This window comes from Shewanella sp. SM71, from assembly GCF_025653905.1.
Classification (GTDB): domain Bacteria; phylum Pseudomonadota; class Gammaproteobacteria; order Enterobacterales; family Shewanellaceae; genus Shewanella; species Shewanella oncorhynchi.
Map to the genome: position 1 here is coordinate 118203 of NZ_JAKKRW010000006.1, position 19214 is coordinate 137416.

The window sequence follows — 19214 nt, forward strand, 5'->3', positions numbered from 1 at the left end:
CCTTCTCTCTTACCATTAAACCTTCCGATTTTACTCTGAGGGTTTAGCCTTGTTTACGACGACCAAAAGCAAAAGGTAGCAACAACAAGCTTAACCAACCTAAGGCACCACCATCATCTTTCTTGGCTGGTGTTTCAGTCACAGATACAGACACAACACTTGAATCTTTATTACCGTGGTTATCAGACACTGTCAGTTGGAATGAAACCGTCTGAGCAGAGCCACTCACGTTTGGTGCGACGAGATTAAGCTTGGCCGCATTAGCGTCAAAGTTAAAGCTGGTGCCCCCTAACTGAGTCCATTTGTAGGTCAAAGGATCATTGTTGGCATCCGACGACTTACTCGCATCGATGAACAAAGGTTTACCTTCTTGGACAGTGGCAGGAGCTTCAATCACAGCTACTGGCGCCACTTCTGGAACATCAAATTGATACTCCTGCTTCAAGATTTCAGCCGAGTCGTTATTCACTTTGTTGGTCAATGCCACTATGTTGCCTTGACTCGCCTTACGTGGCACTAAGTCAAACGTGACATCTAATGCCGCAGCAGCAGAGGCCATTTCGATAGTCCAAGTGATCTTATTGCCCACTTGCGCACCTTGATGGCTAATATTAGCCACTTCGTGACCTTCTGGTAATAACGCCTCTAGGGTGTAAACACGAGTTTCTTGCGTTTTGTTCGCTTCGATACGCGTCTTCATCACTTTAGCGGTGCCAGGTGTTAATTCACCAGAAACAGTACTGCCTAGAGGAGGTAATACGTCATCACTGACGCGCTCAAATACGACCGGAATTTCAACTGGTGCGACTTTGTCATCAGTGGTGGTCAGCGTCAGCATAGCTATGCCTGCATCTCCCACTAGCATCGCTTGTTTCCATGCTAAGTTGACATTGAAATCTTTATGATCACCCGTAAGATTTGCTGTTAAGTTATCACCCGCTTCATCGTATAACGTCACTTGTTTCAAACTAAAGGCATCATCCGCATCGGCTGCAGATGCCTGATAGTTTTGTACAACGACAATATACTCACCCTTCACTGGGTTCTTAATGGATACACTTTCCTTTGAACCGCCAAACGCAGAAGATGCCGCGATAGAAAGCTTGCTACCGTCTTTCTTATCGAGTATCACAAACATGTCTAAGTCAGGAGAGGTTGTATTACCGATTGATGCATTGAAATATAAAGCTTTATCTTCAACATTAAAGCTAAATACTTTTACGCCATCGGCCAAATCATCAAATGCACTATCGGTATTTGAATCCTGTTTCACACTTGATTCATAAGTAGCGCTTAATTTAAGTGCAGTCACTGTCGCCGCAACACCCGGTAGGTCAATCGCTTTCAAGTGCGCCAAATTACGTTCATCTGCATCACGTGAGGCTGAAACATTAACCAAAGCAGGTAAATCGCGTTTAGCTATCTTAGCTACGATCGGCATATTAGCCGCTGGGAAAGTATCGGACGTTAATACTAAGTTACCAAAGCCCCAACTTGCACCGACGTCAGTCACATCCGCAGTCACTGTAATCGTTTGGCTTTCACCTTTTTTGAGATTAAAGCTCTCTGGCGTCACAGTTAACGCGAATTTATCCGTTGCGGAAACGCCTTTTGCAGTCCAGCTACCATCAGCCGTTGCAGTGACAGTACGTGTCCAAGTACAAGTATCGATACAACGTGAATCAGCCATGCTTGGAATGTTTAGCTTACGTGGATCGCCACCTGTCGAAGGATTAGCAATCTCGTAGTTTAAGGCACTTTCATCCATCACTAAGCCCGTTTTTGCCGCTAAATCAACACGAATACGACCGGCTCCTACGTCAAACGGATCAGCAACGGTTTTACCATCGGCTTTTTTCATGGCTTGGGCTGTCGTTGACGTCATCATTAGCGCAGAACGAATGTTGTCTGGCGTCCAATCCTTATGCAGCGATTTAAGTAACGCACCAGCACCGGCAACGTGAGGACTCGCCATTGAAGTACCTGACATCAAAGTGAAATCAGCAGGATCTGTACCTGTTTCATCATGGCCAAACTGTTGGTCGGAATAAGCTGCGTAGATGTCACTGCCCGGTGCAGCGACATAGGGTACGAGTACATCGTTAGTCAGATTAGGTCCAATCAATGAACTGGCAGATAAAACATCCGCTTCTTTACTGGCAACTTTAGGGGTTGGAGACAGCGTGATTTCAAGAGCAGGATTTGCCGCCATAGCAGCAATCAATTCTAAGCCATCAATATCACCAATAAATACCGCTGGAATATTCAATTTATCTAGCCCCGACATAGTCAGACGCGCATTATTTTCACCATCTCTATTGAAAACAATCACACCCTTAGCGCCAGCGGCCATTGCTGCGGCCACTTTGATATCGAATGAGCAAACACCGCGTCTTAAAACGGCGATCTTGTCTTTAAAGGCATCTGCTGGGAACGGTTTACAGGCTTCAAAATTGGTCGCATCAATTGCGCCAGCATAAAGGGGAACACCTTTGAGCACTTCAGTTTGAACCGGACCAGAACCAGCAGTGTAATGATAGTTTTTACCATTAAATTCCACGGCGCGTACTATGTCACGGTTATGAGTCGAGTTAGCTACCGAAGTATACCAAGGTGCATTTTTAGGCGTAGAGTAAGGTGTTTGATTAATCGCAGGGCTCGTGTTTGTCGCGGCACGTGTGTTACCCGCAGCCACTGCAGCAAAAATCCCCGCATTACGCGCGGCTAAAAAGCCTTGTTCCGTCGCACTATTCCACGGGTTTCCACCGCCACTGATAGAAAAGTTAAGCACATCGACGCCATCTTTAATCGCATCATCTAAGGCTTTTAAAATCGGTGCACTTGGACACCCTGAATAAGTGTCGCCCGCATTACCTGGATTACAAATTTGATAGGCTATGATGTTCGCGTGGGGGGCCACACCTGAGATTTGTTTAAATTCAAGGCCTGTCGCAATGCCATCGCTTTCTAACTTACCTGTTTCACCTTGCACATAAGGCACATTCACTAGGATGTTACCTGCTGCGGTACTCGCAACGTGAGTACCATGCCCACCGTAATCCTCACCATTTTTAGCTGGAGGGGTGTCACCAAACACTTTTGCATCGTCGTAGTTATTTGTTATCTCAGAGTAACTGCGAACTCCAATCAACTTGTCATTACACATGCTCGCGAAATCAGTTTTACAATCACCAATATAGATACCTTGACCTAATGGGTTTGTGTGGTCATAGCCATCTTGGCCAACATCAGCGAAAGAAGCATGATCTGAGTTAATACCTGAGTCGATAATACCGACGATCACGCCTTCCCCCATGGCTTTCGTGCCCGTCGCGCTGCCATCCCATACATTAGGAGAACCGATAAGCGCTTGACTGACATCGGTTTCCATTTGCTCCATACGCTCGCGCTCAACAAACGCAACCTCAGGTAACTCAGCCATTTTCTTCGCTTGAGCTTGAGTCATGCGAACCGCCATACCGTTTAACGCATACTGATATGTCGTTAATGGTTGCAGATTGGTGCCAATAGCCGCACTCGCGTTAGCTAAAAATCGGTTCTGTTTTACTTTCAAATAACTAACATAACTTTTGACTTCAGCTTTAGAAGCATCAAGTTTACCGTTCACAGCAACCTTTGAAGTACCGTTTACCTGCACTCTTTGTGAACTAGTCGCTTTCAATCCTGGAATAGTTCCTTGGTAATTAGCAACCGAACTATCGCGTAAACGAACGATATAAGTATATTCACCCTCACCTAAATCTGCTTCTGGTACAAACTTAACCTCAGCTCCGGCAGCGTTACCGCGTAATGAAGTGACTTGTAATTCACTTGGAATATCTAACTGCAAGGTTTCACCCGTAGGTGATAATACGGTTTGTGCATTTGCCGACGACGATAACAGTGCCATAGACACTGCTAATGCTATTTTAGTTTTCATTGTGACTTCCCTAATTCTTATAAGTTGTATGATTTATAAAACTCAGGTTTGGGTGGCATGAAAACGCTGCGGCAACCAAAAACATCACCCGTAACTGACATTTTTTATGAATAACCATTCAATTTACTGTGATGATGATCACTGAGTTTTATCGCGACAATTTGTAACACGCGATGATACAAATTAAAACAGCAAATTAACAGAACGTAATTCAGTAAATGATGAACAAGCTCATACCTTGTTAAAATAAATCCATATAACCTTTATCAGACTGTTTTATGTCCCAACGATAAGTCGTAGTATAAAAATCGATAAAAACAAATAATAAACATTAAATCATATATTTAAATTTAACCTTTAAGTGTCAGCTCAAAAATACTCTTAGGTTAAACAGAATGAATACCCGTAAATAAATATTCTTTTTTATAAATATCATTAGTTACAAAATAAACGCAAAAGATCTTTTACTAAACAATAAACAACAAAAATCACATCATTAATTTAACAAAATATATACATATTGTATTTGTATGATATTTTACAAAATGATACCCCTTATAAAAATTAACTAACTTATGCATTAATATTCTTAATCCTGTATAGAGCAAGTTAATACTTAATCTCACATTTACAGCATAGCAAGCGGATTATTGACCACAAAAAAGCCCTTTCAATATAGAATTGAAAGGGCTAAATCTTCATCAATATAAGAACAATATTATTGCAGTTGTGGCCAGTGGTTAATTAGCCATCACCGCCTTCATTAACACTTCTGTCGTGAACTTATCATTATTGATAACTGGGAACCTGTCATAGGTTTGGAAGATCACTTGGTCTTGAAACTTAATCATCGCCACTACGCCATATTGGATACTTTTATCGATCGATTTAGCGGGCAATGTAAATTTAAATGGCACAGGTGCTCTGGCGATATTGAAGGTTTTTTGTGCGACGATGACACCTGGAGTATTCAAATCAATAATGGCAATAATGATTTGGCAGCCTTGAGGTAATGGGATCTTCTCTAGATAGCCAGCTGCGCCATTGATGATAATCGGTTGATCAGGTGTTACAGTCACGCAGCCATTGAGCAAGACAGCCATGAGAGAGAACAATATAAACGATTTTATTTTCAGATACATACTAACGTCCTTTTACCATGCGTATCAGGCCTTCTTGGGTAGAAGAAGCCACTAACTCGCCTTGTTGATTGAAAAACTGCCCTCTGACGTAACCTCTGCCACCGCTAGCATTAGGGCTATCGATACTGTAAAGCAACCACTCTCCCATATTAATCGGACGGTGGAACCACATCGCATGGTCGATCGTCGCCATTCGTACCCCAGGACTTAAGAAGGATACACCGTGGGGCTGAGCTGCCGTGACTAAAAAGTTAAAGTCTGAGGCATAGGCGAGTAAATATTCATGGATATGGGCATCATTTGGCATAGGACCATTAGCCCTCATCCAAACATAACGGTACGGCTCGGTTTCTTTAGGCGCAAAAGGGTGCAGTGGATTGACCAATCGCATCTCAATTGGCGCATCGGCCATAAACTTTTCAAGTATGCTCGGCGGTACTTTATCCCGCATCGTCAGCGCCAATTCCTGCTGATTCAACAAACCTTCAGGTCCGGGCACTTGCGGCATAGCGGCTTGATGACTAAAGCCTTCCTCAGGTTCTTGGAAAGAGCAGGTCATATGAAAAATAGGGCGACCTTTTTGAATAGCACTAACCCGACGAGCGCTAAAACTACCGCCATCACGCATATTTTCTACTTCATAAACAATCGGCAACTTCTCGTCACCTGCACGTAAAAAGTAGGAGTGTAATGAATGGATCTTACGCTCAGCAGCTACTGTCTGTTTTGCGGCGCTCAGTGCTTGGCCCATCACTTGACCACCAAACACATGCCCAAAACCCAGATCTTGACTTTGACCACGAAAGAGGCCAATTTCAATTTGCTCAAGGGAAAGTAATGATAAAAGATCGTCTAATACCTGACTCATGGGATCCTACTGCGTAATTAGCAATTAATCTTAAAGGGTAACTCAGTTAGCCTTAAGCTGACCAGTCTTCTATCGATTATTCACAATCAAATCATCACTCCAACGGTGAGGAATTAAACGAGGCACGCTGGATTATCTATGTTGTTTATTGTGGTTAGCATCTACGGCCATTTACTGCATTTAAATCGCTATAGATGCAGGCTTAGTTCAAATACAAGCATGATGAATCAATCGATTTTAATGTGATGTTCTAGCGCACTTAACTTAGACCAAGACAACACTTTATCCTCTCCACAGGAGTGCAAAGTCACGGGGAAGGATTGGTGTAACTGTGGCCACTGCTGCGCGAGGTTATCTGGCGTAAAAAGACCTTCATTAAAATACATAGGCTGAAACTCGACAAACATGCCGTGGCTAACACTGCCCGCTCCGGCGAGTAGATGTTGACCATTTGGCGCCTGTTCACTCACCAAGAAAGCCGTAGTAGCCGTTAATGATTCAAAGGAAAATAGCGGTTGAATCGCACTCGCTAAATGTTTGGCCGTCATCGCGGTTACGGCCTGAGGGCATAAACTATTGACTCGAATATTATGAATTTCACCTTCTAATGATAAGCTATTCACCATGCCAACCAGCGCCATCTTGCTTGCACTAAAACCAACTTGGTGCAAGTCACCGAACAAGGCCGAGGCTCCCGTTGTCATCATTATCCGGCCAAAATGCTGTTGTTGCATATAAGGCCAAACAGCTTGAGTGAGATAAAAGCTGCCATTGAGATCGACATCCAATTGCCGTTGCCACTGCTCAAGTTTAATGTGCTCAAAGGGACAAGCACCATAAACGCCCGCGTTATTAATCAAGATATCAATGCGATGCCAGCGTAGGATCACCTTTTCAATCATGCTATTCACTTCATTTCGCTGACTCACATCAAGCACAAAATAAATGCAATCTCCACCAAGTTTAATAATGCTGCAATAGGTCTGCATTAATTCTAAATTGGCTTGGCTCGTCTGAGCGCCGTCGGTGGAAATTGACTCATAAGACGATAACGGCTGGTCGACAAGTATCACTTTTGCCCCCCGTTCAGCCAACATGATGGCATACGCTCGACCTAACCCAGCCGCAGCCCCAGTGACTAATGCCACCTTATTGTCAAAACGCATCCAAATATGTCCTTATCGGCATTGTTGTAGCGGCAAAAAATAACGAGCATAGGGTAGAAACCGCCTATGCTATCTACTAAACAGAGTATTTAGCGTTATGCCTATGTCATGGACAGCACAAAGCTTCCATCAACATTAACTATGGAAACACAGACTTTTTTGATTTTCTTTGAACTTAACGACAAATCTCATCCTGCATCAGTGAACATATGTGCGCCAATTCAAACTCTGTTAAATGCGTTTATTAGATAGTGCTCACTTTCGTGTTAAATCTTGTTATGCTATGCGCTAATTGAGCCCTTGCTCGGTACCATTTCCATTTACCAATAACGACTGGACGCCATGAATCCTTGGATTTTAGCAATAAGACCCCGTACGCTACCCGCGGCCATAGGTCCCCTACTGATAGGCAACATTCTCGCCCTGCATCTTGAGAGTTACAGCTGGTTAATCGCTGCCACTTCAATGTTGTGTGCTGTCTTATTACAAATCGCCGTCAACCTCGCTAACGACTATTTTGATTTTAAAAACGGCATAGATACAGACGAGCGCTTAGGGCCCGTTCGCGTGACTCAAAGTGGTTTAATTTCACCAACAAGCGTTCGCAATGCCATGATATTTTGTCTCTTAATGGCGCTTGCCGTGGGATCATATCTGATTTGGCACGGAGGCTGGCCCATCGCCATTCTCGCCGCAGCCGCTATTTTAGGTGCTCTTGGCTACAGTGGTGGCCCCTATCCCCTCGCCTCCCATGGGCTCGGTGAAGTAGCAGCATTTGTCTTTTTTGGCTTAGTTGCAGTGGTGGGCAGTTATTATCTGCAGGCAGGCGATACGACTATTAATGCTTGGTTATTAGGTTGTGCGATTGGCTTATTTAACGCTGCGATTATGTTGGTGAATAACACTCGCGACATCCGTACCGACACCCAAGCGGGCAAACATACTCTAGCGGTACGTATTGGCGAAGCTCAGGCAAAAGTGCTTTATCAAGCCTTAATCTATTTGCCCTTTGGCTTAGTCATCGCTGGCTTTTTATTCGGTATTTTACCCGGCTTACCAGTACTACTTGCGGGATTATCTCTGCTTATTGCCCGCAAACTCAGTAGCGATTTTTATGCGGTTTCTGGTGAAGCCTTAAATCCGTTACTCGGCCGTACAGCTAAGTTAACCATGATTTTCAGTACCTTGTTTAGCGTGGGTTTAGTTTTTACCGCATGAGAGTAAAACCATTAAGCTAGGACAAACGATCCTGAATAAAAAAGGTTCATATCTTCGATAGATACGAACCTTTTTTATTGGCAGCTGCACGACTTCAATTTGGCTTATTATCGACGAGGGCAATCCTCCCCCCATTTATTGCCAGATATAACCAGAGATCAGCGTGTTTAACAAAATACCATTAAAGTTGCGTTCGGCATGGGATGAACCATTATGGCCTGCACCAAAACACACATGTAGCGGTAATAAATGTTCTTCCCGCGGATGACTAAAACGCGCTTCAGGGGCTGATTGCCAATGAGTTAACGCTGTTTTTACCTCGGCAGAACTAACACTTGCCGTTAAAGTTTGCGTCAACCAATAATCAAATTCTGCACTGCGGCTTTGCACTGTGAGATCGCTTGAGAAAAATGCCCGCATATTGTGAAACGACATGCCAGACCCCACGATCAACACCCCTTGGTCCCGCAGCGGCGCTAAAGCCTCCCCAATCGTTATATGGATTTTAGGATCGAGGCTGTGGACTAACGACATCTGCATCACGGGAATATTCGCCTCAGGATACATCAACTTAAGTGGTACAAAGGTACCGTGATCAAATGCGCGTTCGCTATCTAAGCGGGCGGCGATGCCCTTATCCGCTAGCATATTCGCAATCTGTACGGCTAATTCTGGCTCACCGGGTGCAGGATATGTCAGTTGATAAGCCTCAGGTGGAAATCCATAGTAATCATACAAAATACTTGGCTTTGGGCTACTCGACAAAGTCACCACAGATTCTTCCCAATGGGCAGTGATCAACACAATCGCCTTCGGAGTTGGCATTGGCGCTGTTACTGAAGTTAAAAATGCACGCAACTCCCTATGATTAACATCATTGAGCAAAGGCATTGGGCCACCACCGTGGGGCACAAATAGCACAGGCATACGACTCGCGTTAACTTGCATCATAATCCTCTCGTGTTGATTAACTTATATCTGTACTACTGGCTTTAAACTCAGTATTTCTCACTTAACTCACTGTTCTACATAACACTTCAATGCACGCTTAAAAAGCGGAGCGATTCAGCACCAACTGCCGCTGAAATCGCACTAAACGCTCAACAATTTCATCCAGTTTAATAATCAGAAAGAGTCCTGCCGATAAGCTCAATGCCAGCAATGCATTAATCGGCGCTTCATAGTTAAAGTGGAAATAAATCGCCCCCATCATAATCGCCAGTAAACCGCTCGCCGATAGCACTCGGTAGTCACGTAGACACAACCCAAGGGCGCCAATCACTTCCATCAAACCAATAAAATAACCAAAACCAGTGGGAAGATTCATTAATGTGAACGGAACATGGAACATAGACACGCCAAATAACTTGGCAAATCCCGAGATGAAAAACACTATGCTCATCGCCAGTGTGACGGTTGCAGCGGCGCGATTGAGTGTATTGGCACAAAGGAATAACTTCTGTGTATCAACCTCTGCAACTAAGCCATTGATACTTGAACCCTTAGTATCACATAAGTTTGAAAATCGCATCGCACACACCCCATTGATCTTAATATTGCCGTCAATCTTAGGCATAAATGCGCAGACGACGAGCGAGAATGGAGTAAATTATGAGCCGATAAAAGATAAATAAATATGGAATAAAATCTAAGATCTCTTAAACTAATAATTTATAACTTGCGAGCAATCCTTGTGACCTTAGACCAACTGCTGATGTTTAAAACCGTAGCTGAGGCGGGCTCACTCAAAGCTGCCAGTGACAAGCTACATAAAACCCAACCCGCCATTAGCCAAAGTATCAAACAGTTAGAATACCAACTCGATCTTATCCTGTTTAATCGCGAAGGTTATCGACTCGCCATCACTGAGCAAGGTCGAAAACTGCTGCAACATACCCTGCGGGTACTGAATGAAGCGCAAGAAATGAAGCAAGTAGCGAAGCATTTAGCCAAAGGCAACGAAGCGAGTATTACCTTAGCTTTTGAAGCCTCCTTTAATCTTGCTCGGATTTTGCCGATTTTAGAACTGACTCAAAATGAGTTCCCATATACTCAAATTATTCTGAAACAAGAGTTTTTAACTGGAGCACTCGAAGCGCTAAATCAAGATAAAGCCGAAATCATCATCTCCGCAGGCGGAATTGAGCCCATACGCTCGAGTCATTTAGAATTAGCCTATTTATTTTCCGGTAGTCTGCTCGATGTCGCCGCACCGCGCATGCTTGAGCGTCATCCAACACTGACCTACGCACGAGAGCTCGTTAATGAATACCAAATCGTGATCCAAGATACGGGCTCAGGCACTGCGAATATTGAGTTTGGGGTACAGGCGGGGCAACGACGTTGGTATGTTAATGATTTTTATACCAAGAAAATGCTTATTCAAAGTGGTATGGGCTGGGGCAAGCTGCCGCACTATATGATTGAAGACTCACTCAAACAAGGTGCATTGATTGCACTGGATCTGCGTGAAAGGCAAAACAATATTCAACTCGATTACTATGTGATGCGAAAACCCCACTCACCTTTAGGCCCCGTCGCCCAAGCACTCTGGCAAAAGCTGATCGCCTTTTCATCTGAACTGAATTCTTAGGACTTCAAGCATAAGATTTAGCTTAGTGACTTAAAATGAATTGAAGTCAAAAAGTCATAAGCCGTTATAAAATCATCGACCATAAAAAAAACGCCCCTTGATAAGGGCGTTTTCATTTTGTTAGCGGGCAGAACCTTAGACTAAACCTTAGCTAAGGTACGCTCTTTGGCGCTCCAATCTAAGTGATATTTCTCGCCTGCTGGGGTATCGATACGCTCAAATGTATGGGAACCGAAAAAGTCACGCTGACCTTGGAGCAAGTTTGCCGGTAATGTTTCGCAGCGGTAACTGTCGTAATACGCCAGAGCCGAGCTAATACAAGGTGCTGGAATGCCTTGCATCACCGCAGTCGCGACTGCGGTACGCCATAGGCCTTGCTTTTCAGACAAGGCAGACGCAAAACTGTCCGCCATCAACAGATTGCTAAGATCAGATTTGTCTTCATAGGCTTGAGTGATTGATTGCAAGAAAGTCGCGCGAATAATACAACCCGCACGCCAAATTTTTGCAATTTCAGCAAAGTCTAACTGCCATTTTTGTTCATGAGCCGTCATCGCCATCAACTGGAAGCCTTGGGCGTAACAACACACTTTCGCGCAATATAACGCGCTTTCAAGGGCTTCGATCAACAGTGCTTTTTGTGCGTCATCGATAACAGGTGCATTTGGCCCAGCCAATTTCTGGCTAAGTTGTAGACGTAAGGATTTTTGGGTACTCACGGCGCGCGCATACACAGCTTCAGCAATCGTCGGTGCAGGGCAACCAATTTGTAAACTGCTCACGGCCGTCCACAAACCTGTGCCTTTTTGGCCCGCTTTATCTAAGATCATTTCCACCAGCGGTTTACCCGTTAATGGATCGGCTTGTTTTAAGACTTCGGCACTGATCCCCATCAAATAGCTGTTTAAACTACCTTTGTTCCAGCGTTCAAACACATCGCCCACTTCTGCAGCGCTCATGCCTAAACCGTCATGCAGCATTTGATAGGCTTCGCAAATCAACTGCATGTCAGCGTATTCAATACCGTTATGCACCATCTTCACATAATGGCCAGAACCCGCAGGACCAATATAAGTCGTGCATGGCTCGCCTTCTGTCACGGGATTACCCGGCTCGAAGCGTTCGATAGGTAGCCCAGTTTTGGCATCAACCTTAGCGGCAATCGCTTTCCAAATAGGTGCCACGTGATGCCATGCATCGATATCGCCGCTTGGCATAAGTGATGGACCGAAACGCGCACCGACTTCACCGCCCGAAACTGCAGAGCTGAAAAATACAAACTGACCTTTGTAGCGCGCTTCACGCTCAACAGTGTCAGTCCATAGGCTGTTACCAGTATCGATCACAATATCATCGGACTCAATTCCGGCAGAAATCAAAGCACTACAGACACCATCGACGGGTGCACCCGCGGGAACAGAAAGCACAAGAATGCGGGGTTTTGTGAGACTGGCTAACATTTCGGTAAGATTAGCACAGCCAAGAATGCGAGGTTCGAGTCCAGCGCGTTCCTGTTTTTCTTGCTGTATAACACCATTAACTTTAACAGGATCGAGGTCAAATGCACTGACGTGATATTGGTTATCCGCGATGTTTAGCGCGAGGTTTTTACCCATAACGCCAAGGCCAATTACGCCGATATCATTAAGATTGCTGTGGTTTTGCATTATATAATTCCCACGGGTCACAGAGGTTAGAGCTAACCAATTTTGAGGGGTAATTATACCGATCTTTGTAACTTAATTACCAGAGAGAAAAGGCGATGCATACGATTGGCAATCTCGATTACAGTGAGATTGCCAATCCCGTATTGCGAAACGGGTTAGTTAGAACTTAGCCCAAGTGATACTTGTATTGGCACGTTTATCGACAACTTAGTTTGCGAGTTTAAGCCCTAAAACCCCCAGTAATATCAGTATCAAACTGGCAATCTTAAGTAAGCTAACTCCTTCTCCTAACAGGATAATCCCTGCAATTGCGGTGCCCATAGCGCCAATACCGACCCACACGCCGTAAGCCGTACCGATAGGTAGCTGCTTAACCGCGAGTCCTAGTAGCAACACACTCACTGCCATCGACGCTACTGTAAAGATACTTGGCCACAAACGTGTAAAACCTTCGGTATATTTAAGCCCTATGGCCCAACCAATTTCGAATAAACCCGCAAGGACTAATAAGAACCAACTCATAGTGAACTCCTAATTAGGGGTCGTCCCCTACCAAATTAAGGCATGTTTAGGGTCGTCCCTAAGCCGGTGAGAATACAAAGTTGTCAGTGATGTGTATCTAAAATATCCATAGATACACATTGCTTCTAGTGGTGATTTTAGTTGAATGAATTAAACAATTGCTAATGCTCAATTCCCGCATATAAACAACTCAAAATAATGCAATTGAGTAGCAAAAACATTCAATAAATACGCGGCAAGAATAGCAAATCATAATGGACTATTGCTCAAATTGAGCGGGGATATTTGTTTCAATTCGCAACAGCAAGCGATTTTTAGAATGGGAATTTCCTACATGAAATCCCCATTCACTAAACGCAAGCTTAGATTAAGGCATCGGCATAACCCATGCGAGTGAGCGCGGTGCGCACTAGCTCTAAGGTCTGTGGATCTTCTATGGTCGCTGGTGCGGTATATTGCTGATTATCGGCAATTTTTCGCATAGTACCGCGTAAAATTTTACCTGAGCGCGTTTTAGGTAATTTTTGAATCGCACTCACTAACCTAAAGGAGGCGACGGGACCAATCTCTTGGCGTACCAGGGTTATTAACTGTTTATGCAGCTCTTCATCACTGATCGTCACGCCTTTCTTGAGTACCACTAATCCGAGGGGAACTTGGCCCTTAAGCGCATCATCTACCCCAATTACCGCGGCTTCGGCCACATCAGGGTGTTGACATAACACTTCTTCGAAGCGTCCCGTCGATAACCTGTGCCCCGCTACGTTTATGATGTCATCGATACGACTCATAATGTAGAGATAGCCGTCTTCATCGGTATAACCCGCATCGCCAGTTAAGTAGTAACCCGGATACATAGACAAGTAACTATCTTGATAGCGTTGATCATTTTGCCACAGTGTCGTCAATGTCCCCGGCGGTAGAGGCAATTTAATCACTACATTACCCGAAGTATTGGGCGCAACTTGCTCACCTAATTCGTCCAATACTTCAACCGCATAACCCGGCACAGGTAAAGCTGGCGAACCTGGTTTAATAGTAACCGGCGCTGTGCCCATCAAATTTGCAGCGACAGGCCAGCCCGTTTCGGTTTGCCACCAGTGATCAATAACAGGTTTAGCGAGTTTAGTGTGTGCCCAAACTAAGGTATCGGGATCGCAACGTTCCCCCGCCAAAAACACATTTTTAAGACAATTTAAATCAACACCTTGTAGATATTCACCGTCAGGATCTTCACGCTTGATTGCGCGAATAGCCGTCGGCGCGGTGAAGAAGCTTTTAACCTTATATTTGGCAATCGTGCGCCAAAATGCGCCAGGATCTGGCGTTCCCACAGGTTTGCCTTCATACATTAAGGTTGTAGCGCCCACCAGCAGCGGTCCGTACACAATGTAAGAATGACCCACAACCCAGCCCACATCGGACGCAGCCCAAAACACATCACCCGCTTGAATATCGTAAATATGCTGCATCGACCAAGCCAGAGCCACGGCATGACCACCATTATCGCGTACCACACCTTTAGGCTGACCCGTGGTGCCTGAGGTATAAAGCACATACAAGGGATCGGTAGCCTTGAGGGCGACACAATCGGCCTTAGGTGCAGTTGCTAATGCGGCTTGCCAATCTAAGTCACGACCCTCAAGTAAATCGGCCTGATACTGGCTACGATTCAAAATTAGGCAGTGATCAACCTGATGCACTGACTGCGCTAACGCTTTATCTAACAGAGGTTTGTAAGGGATCACGCCCGAAGGCTCAATGCCGCAAGATGCCGACAAGACCAATTTAGGCTTGGCATCGTTAATCCGAGTCGCGAGTTCATTGGCGGCAAAACCACCAAAAACCACCGAATGAATCGCACCTATGCGGGCACAGGCCAGCATAGCGAAGGCGGTTTCCGGCACCATAGGCATATAAATCACCACACGGTCGCCCTTCCCTATACCAATAGATTGCATAAAGCCCGCGAGTCGGCTCACTTGAGCCTGTAACTCCCCGTAGCTAATGCCGTATTCCGTATCAGTAACAGGACTCACATACTGGATAGCCACTTGGTCACCGCGTCCAGCCAACACATGGCGGTCAACGGCGTTATAACAAGTGTTCATCTCACCATCGGCGAACCAATGATAAAACGGTGCCTGCGATTCATCGAGCACAGTGTGCGCAGGTTTAATCCAATCGAGCGTTTTCGCCGCTTCTCCCCAGAATTCGGCTTTATTAAGCAAGGATGCTTGGTGCAACGCTTGATGTTTTTGTTGGTTCTGTTTTTGATTTGTGGCTTGCGCTACAGATGCATTTTGCTGTTCGGTCAACATATGTCCTCCAATCAGGACTGCGACTCACATCGTCAGCCGCAATAACTACCCCTTCCTGCTTCTATTATTAGCAAGGAGGTCTAAAGCCCACTATTAGACGTTAGCCTATAACCAGAAGATATTTGTGGTTTTATGTGAAAACACTAATTTAAAGCACACGTTTTAATCTCGCTGCACAGGCTGATGGCAATTGGGATTGACACTTTTTTGCCAACAGAATAAAAGCCAAAATCTTTACCTTTACGTAAACTTCATATATCTTGCTTAAAACTGATTATTTAGGGTGCATGAATGAGCGCAACGAACACACCACAAACGACTTACTCGATCAGTGATCTCTCAAAAGAGTTTGATATCACTACTCGTAGTATTCGTTTTTACGAAGACCAAGGTTTGCTTAAACCTAAACGCCGCGGCCAAACCCGTATTTATAGCCTCAAAGACAGGGTGCGTCTCAAGCTCATTCTTCGCGGTAAACGCTTGGGCTTTTCTTTGGCAGAAACCCGTCGTTTGTTCGAATTATACGATGCCGACAAGAGCAGCACTTCACAACTCAATACCATGCTGGCGCTAGTGGAAGAAAAGAAGTCCGCACTACAACAGCAAATGGACGACATCAAAGTCGTATTGATGGAACTCAATTCCGCCGAGCAGCAGTGCCGTTTAGCCTTAGAAGATAACAAAACGGCAAAAGCCTAAATCCCCGTTGACACAAAATCAAATCAATTTGATGGCGATAACGACTACGGATTTAAGTACAAGATTTAAAAGACTCAAGCACCTAAAAATCATAAAAACTATAACAATCTGAAATTAGAACATCTGAAAGGACACAAGCAATGAACTCTCTCTACACAAGTCTAAATTTTGGCCTAGGCGAAGACGTCGATATGCTGCGCGATGCAGTGCAGGATTTTGCCGCGAATGAAATCGCCCCAATTGCCGCGAAAGTGGATCACGACAATGCCTTTCCCAATGAACTTTGGCCTGTGCTTGGAGGAATGGGACTGCTCGGAGTAACGGTACCCGAAGAGTTCGGCGGCGCGAACATGGGCTACCTAGCCCACGTCGTCGCAATGGAAGAAATCTCCCGCGCATCAGCTTCTATCGGCCTAAGTTACGGCGCCCACTCAAACCTGTGTGTCAATCAAATCAACCGTAACGGTAATTCAGCGCAAAAAGCCAAGTACCTGCCAAAACTGGTGAGCGGTGAGCATATTGGCGCGCTGGCCATGAGTGAGCCAAACGCTGGTTCTGACGTGGTTTCGATGAAGCTACATGCCCGTAAAGAAGGCGACCGATTCATCTTAAACGGCAACAAAATGTGGATCACTAACGGTCCAGATGCACACACCTATGTCATTTACGCGAAAACCGACTTAACCAAAGGCGCACACGGTATTACCGCCTTTATCGTTGAACGTGATTCGAAAGGTTTTAGCCAAGCGCAAAAGCTCGACAAACTCGGCATGCGCGGCTCTAACACCTGCGAACTGGTGTTTGAAGATGTAGAAGTACCAGAAGAAAACATTTTAGGCGGCCTCAATAACGGCGTAAAAGTGCTGATGAGCGGCCTAGATTACGAGCGCGTCGTACTTTCTGGCGGCCCGCTAGGGATCATGAACGCCTGTATGGATATCGTTGTGCCTTACATCCACGAGCGTGAGCAATTTGGTAAATCGATTGGTGAATTCCAACTAGTGCAAGGCAAGTTAGCCGACATGTACACAGGCATGAATGCCGCCAAATCCTATGTCTATAACGTGGCAAAATCCTGCGATCGCGGTGAAACCACCCGTAAAGATGCTGCAGGCGCCATTCTTTATAGCGCAGAACTCGCCACCAAAATGGCACTGGATGCCATTCAACTGCTAGGCGGCAATGGCTATGTCAACGAATACGCCACTGGCCGCTTACTGCGTGATGCCAAGCTGTATGAAATCGGCGCCGGCACCTCAGAAATTCGCCGCATGCTGATTGGCCGCGAACTGTTCAATGAGTCGAAATAACGCGTGTTCAAATAATCTCTCACAAGTGAATGGGTAGCACCTCACTGTAACTTACAGTTTGCGCCACCCATTCGAGCAAGGTGATACCGAGTTTCCGCTTTATAAGGACAATCAAAGTGACGCAATTAAGCAGTCGTATCAACGCCCGTAGCGATGAATTTAAAGCAAAATCCGACGATATGGCCGCCCTAGTGGCCGATCTTAAAACTAAACTCAATAAAATCGAACTCGGCGGCGGCCCTGTGGCGCTAGAGCGTCATTTATCCCGCGGTAAATTGCTGCCACGTCAACGGGTTGAAAAGCTACTTGATGCAGGCTCACCCTTTTTAGAGCTATCGCAATTTGCGGCGTTTGAAGTTTATGACGAAGAAGTGCCCGCAGCGGGCATTATCGCTGGTATCGGCCGTGTGAGCGGTGTTGAGTGCATGATCATCGCCAACGACGCTACAGTTAAAGGCGGCACTTACTACCCGATTACCGTTAAAAAACACCTTCGCGCCCAAGATATTGCCAGCCGTTGTCACTTGCCTTGTATCTATTTAGTCGACTCAGGCGGCGCTAACCTGCCCCGCCAAGATGAAGTCTTCCCCGACCGCGACCATTTCGGCCGCATCTTTTACAATCAAGCGCAAATGTCCGCTAAGGGCATTCCCCAAATTGCAGTGGTGATGGGCTTATGTACCGCAGGCGGCGCCTATGTGCCGGCCATGGCGGATGAATCGATTATCGTAAAAGATCAAGGCACTATCTTCTTAGCCGGTCCGCCATTAGTGAAAGCGGCCACAGGTGAAGAAGTCAGCGCCGAAGAACTCGGCGGCGCCGAAGTGCACACTAAAATTTCCGGCGTAGCGGATCATTTAGCCCAAAACGATGAGCATGCGTTAGAGCTTGCACGCCGCGCGGTATCACGCCTGAATCATCAAAAAGAAATCAAATCACTCTTAAGTCCTGTCAAACCACCGAAGTTCGACATTAGCGAACTGTACGGCATTGTCGGCACCGACTTGAAAAAGCCCTTTGATGTTAAAGAAGTGATCGCCCGTATCGTCGATGATTCTGATTTTGATGAGTTTAAAGCCAACTATGGCGCAACCTTAGTATGCGGTTTTGCCCGTATTCACGGCTACCCAGTCGGCATTGTCGCTAACAACGGCATTCTGTTCTCTGAGTCGGCGCAAAAAGGCGCGCACTTTATTGAGCTATGCTGCCAACGCAAAATTCCGCTGCTGTTCCTGCAAAACATCACTGGCTTTATGGTGGGTAAAAAGTACGAACACGAAGGCATAGCCAAACACGGCGCTAAGATGGTGACCGCGGTTTCTTGCGCCAATGTACCTAAATTCACTGTGATTATTGGCGGCAGCTACGGCGCGGGTAACTACGGCATGTGTGGCCGCGCGTTCGAACCGACCATGATGTGGATGTGGCCTAACGCCCGTATATCTGTGATGGGCGGCGAGCAAGCCGCAGGCGTTCTCGCCACAGTGCGCCGCGACGGTTTAGCCCGTAAAGGCGAAGAATGGTCGTTAGAGGATGAAAAAGCCTTTAAAGCGCCAATTGTCGCCCAGTACGACAAAGAAGGTCATCCGTATCATGCCAGCGCCCGTTTATGGGATGACGGCATTATTGACCCAGCGCAAACCCGCGATGTGGTCGGCCTTGCCCTATCGGCGGCATTAAATGCTCCTATCGAAGACACCCGCTTTGGTGTGTTCCGTATGTAAAAGGCACATGTGAAAAACATATGTCACACAAGAAGATAGGAAAA

At 45.7% G+C, this 19214-nt stretch carries 14 protein-coding genes; 5 read left to right on the forward strand and 9 right to left on the reverse strand.

The genetic code is table 11. From position 1 onward, the window contains the following. Positions 1 to 43: 43 nt before the first annotated feature. From L5L97_RS07770 to L5L97_RS07785, 4 genes are all read right to left on the reverse strand, one after another. Positions 44 to 3940, reverse strand: a complete 3897-nt coding sequence (locus L5L97_RS07770) for a S8 family serine peptidase (RefSeq protein ID WP_263181586.1) — start codon at positions 3938 to 3940, stop codon at positions 44 to 46. A gap of 740 nt (positions 3941 to 4680) precedes the next feature. After that, the gene (locus L5L97_RS07775) at positions 4681 to 5082 is read right to left on the reverse strand and encodes a YbaY family lipoprotein (RefSeq protein WP_028761096.1); all 402 of its coding nucleotides are present in this window, start codon (positions 5080 to 5082) and stop codon (positions 4681 to 4683) included. Between the two features lies 1 nt (position 5083). Continuing rightward, entirely contained in the window at positions 5084 to 5950 is an 867-nt protein-coding gene (tesB, locus tag L5L97_RS07780; RefSeq protein ID WP_028761097.1) for an acyl-CoA thioesterase II, read from the reverse strand. A 227-nt stretch (positions 5951 to 6177) separates the two neighbouring features. Further along, the gene (locus L5L97_RS07785; RefSeq protein ID WP_263181587.1) at positions 6178 to 7116 is read right to left on the reverse strand and encodes an SDR family NAD(P)-dependent oxidoreductase; all 939 of its coding nucleotides are present in this window, start codon (positions 7114 to 7116) and stop codon (positions 6178 to 6180) included. 342 nt (positions 7117 to 7458) lie between these two features. Between L5L97_RS07785 and L5L97_RS07790 the strand changes: the two genes are divergently transcribed. Next, complete coding sequence (locus L5L97_RS07790) at positions 7459 to 8334, forward strand: 1,4-dihydroxy-2-naphthoate polyprenyltransferase (RefSeq protein WP_028761099.1); 876 nt, start codon at positions 7459 to 7461, stop codon at positions 8332 to 8334. Positions 8335 to 8469: 135 nt separating this feature from the next. On the opposite strand, the gene L5L97_RS07795 is transcribed toward L5L97_RS07790, so the two are convergent. Together L5L97_RS07795 and L5L97_RS07800 are read right to left on the reverse strand one after the other, a co-directional pair. Then, entirely contained in the window at positions 8470 to 9285 is an 816-nt protein-coding gene (locus tag L5L97_RS07795; RefSeq protein WP_263181589.1) for a DODA-type extradiol aromatic ring-opening family dioxygenase, read from the reverse strand. 97 nt (positions 9286 to 9382) lie between these two features. Further along, entirely contained in the window at positions 9383 to 9865 is a 483-nt protein-coding gene (locus L5L97_RS07800; RefSeq protein WP_263181591.1) for a DoxX family protein, read from the reverse strand. Positions 9866 to 10027: 162 nt separating this feature from the next. On the opposite strand from L5L97_RS07800, the gene L5L97_RS07805 reads away from it, so the two are divergent. Further along, positions 10028 to 10927, forward strand: a complete 900-nt coding sequence (locus L5L97_RS07805; RefSeq protein ID WP_263181593.1) for a LysR family transcriptional regulator — start codon at positions 10028 to 10030, stop codon at positions 10925 to 10927. 140 nt (positions 10928 to 11067) lie between these two features. On the opposite strand, the gene gndA is transcribed toward L5L97_RS07805, so the two are convergent. The 3 genes from gndA to L5L97_RS07820 all read right to left on the reverse strand — a co-directional run bounded on the left by gndA (position 11068) and on the right by L5L97_RS07820 (position 15437). Further along, entirely contained in the window at positions 11068 to 12594 is a 1527-nt protein-coding gene (gene gndA, locus L5L97_RS07810) for an NADP-dependent phosphogluconate dehydrogenase (protein WP_263181594.1), read from the reverse strand. Between the two features lie 207 nt (positions 12595 to 12801). After that, positions 12802 to 13116, reverse strand: a complete 315-nt coding sequence (gene sugE / locus L5L97_RS07815; protein ID WP_011847232.1) for a quaternary ammonium compound efflux SMR transporter SugE — start codon at positions 13114 to 13116, stop codon at positions 12802 to 12804. A 362-nt stretch (positions 13117 to 13478) separates the two neighbouring features. Beyond that, on the reverse strand, positions 13479 to 15437 hold the full coding sequence (locus L5L97_RS07820) for a propionyl-CoA synthetase (protein WP_263181595.1): 1959 nt from the start codon (positions 15435 to 15437) through the stop codon (positions 13479 to 13481). Between the two features lie 291 nt (positions 15438 to 15728). Between L5L97_RS07820 and L5L97_RS07825 the strand changes: the two genes are divergently transcribed. From L5L97_RS07825 to L5L97_RS07835, 3 genes are all read left to right on the forward strand, one after another. Further along, positions 15729 to 16136, forward strand: a complete 408-nt coding sequence (locus tag L5L97_RS07825) for a MerR family transcriptional regulator (RefSeq protein ID WP_006082318.1) — start codon at positions 15729 to 15731, stop codon at positions 16134 to 16136. Between the two features lie 140 nt (positions 16137 to 16276). Next, on the forward strand, positions 16277 to 17446 hold the full coding sequence (locus L5L97_RS07830) for an isovaleryl-CoA dehydrogenase (protein ID WP_028761106.1): 1170 nt from the start codon (positions 16277 to 16279) through the stop codon (positions 17444 to 17446). Between the two features lie 116 nt (positions 17447 to 17562). Then, a complete protein-coding gene (locus L5L97_RS07835; protein ID WP_105252050.1) occupies positions 17563 to 19170 on the forward strand; it encodes a carboxyl transferase domain-containing protein in 1608 nt (535 codons plus the stop codon). Positions 19171 to 19214 lie beyond the last annotated feature (44 nt).

What these genes read in the sequence shown, in the direction of transcription:
- L5L97_RS07795 (WP_263181589.1), bottom strand. Translation starts at nt 9,285, where the DNA reads ATGATGCAAGTTAACGCGAGTCGTATGCCTGTGCTATTTGTGCCCCAC.
- L5L97_RS07830 (WP_028761106.1), top strand. Translation starts at nt 16,277, where the DNA reads ATGAACTCTCTCTACACAAGTCTAAATTTTGGCCTAGGCGAAGACGTC.
- L5L97_RS07820 (WP_263181595.1), bottom strand. Translation starts at nt 15,437, where the DNA reads ATGTTGACCGAACAGCAAAATGCATCTGTAGCGCAAGCCACAAATCAA.
- gndA (WP_263181594.1), bottom strand. Translation starts at nt 12,594, where the DNA reads ATGCAAAACCACAGCAATCTTAATGATATCGGCGTAATTGGCCTTGGC.
- tesB (WP_028761097.1), bottom strand. Translation starts at nt 5,950, where the DNA reads ATGAGTCAGGTATTAGACGATCTTTTATCATTACTTTCCCTTGAGCAA.
- L5L97_RS07775 (WP_028761096.1), bottom strand. Translation starts at nt 5,082, where the DNA reads ATGTATCTGAAAATAAAATCGTTTATATTGTTCTCTCTCATGGCTGTC.
- L5L97_RS07790 (WP_028761099.1), top strand. Translation starts at nt 7,459, where the DNA reads ATGAATCCTTGGATTTTAGCAATAAGACCCCGTACGCTACCCGCGGCC.
- L5L97_RS07825 (WP_006082318.1), top strand. Translation starts at nt 15,729, where the DNA reads ATGAGCGCAACGAACACACCACAAACGACTTACTCGATCAGTGATCTC.
- L5L97_RS07785 (WP_263181587.1), bottom strand. Translation starts at nt 7,116, where the DNA reads ATGCGTTTTGACAATAAGGTGGCATTAGTCACTGGGGCTGCGGCTGGG.
- L5L97_RS07770 (WP_263181586.1), bottom strand. Translation starts at nt 3,940, where the DNA reads ATGAAAACTAAAATAGCATTAGCAGTGTCTATGGCACTGTTATCGTCG.
- L5L97_RS07800 (WP_263181591.1), bottom strand. Translation starts at nt 9,865, where the DNA reads ATGCGATTTTCAAACTTATGTGATACTAAGGGTTCAAGTATCAATGGC.
- sugE (WP_011847232.1), bottom strand. Translation starts at nt 13,116, where the DNA reads ATGAGTTGGTTCTTATTAGTCCTTGCGGGTTTATTCGAAATTGGTTGG.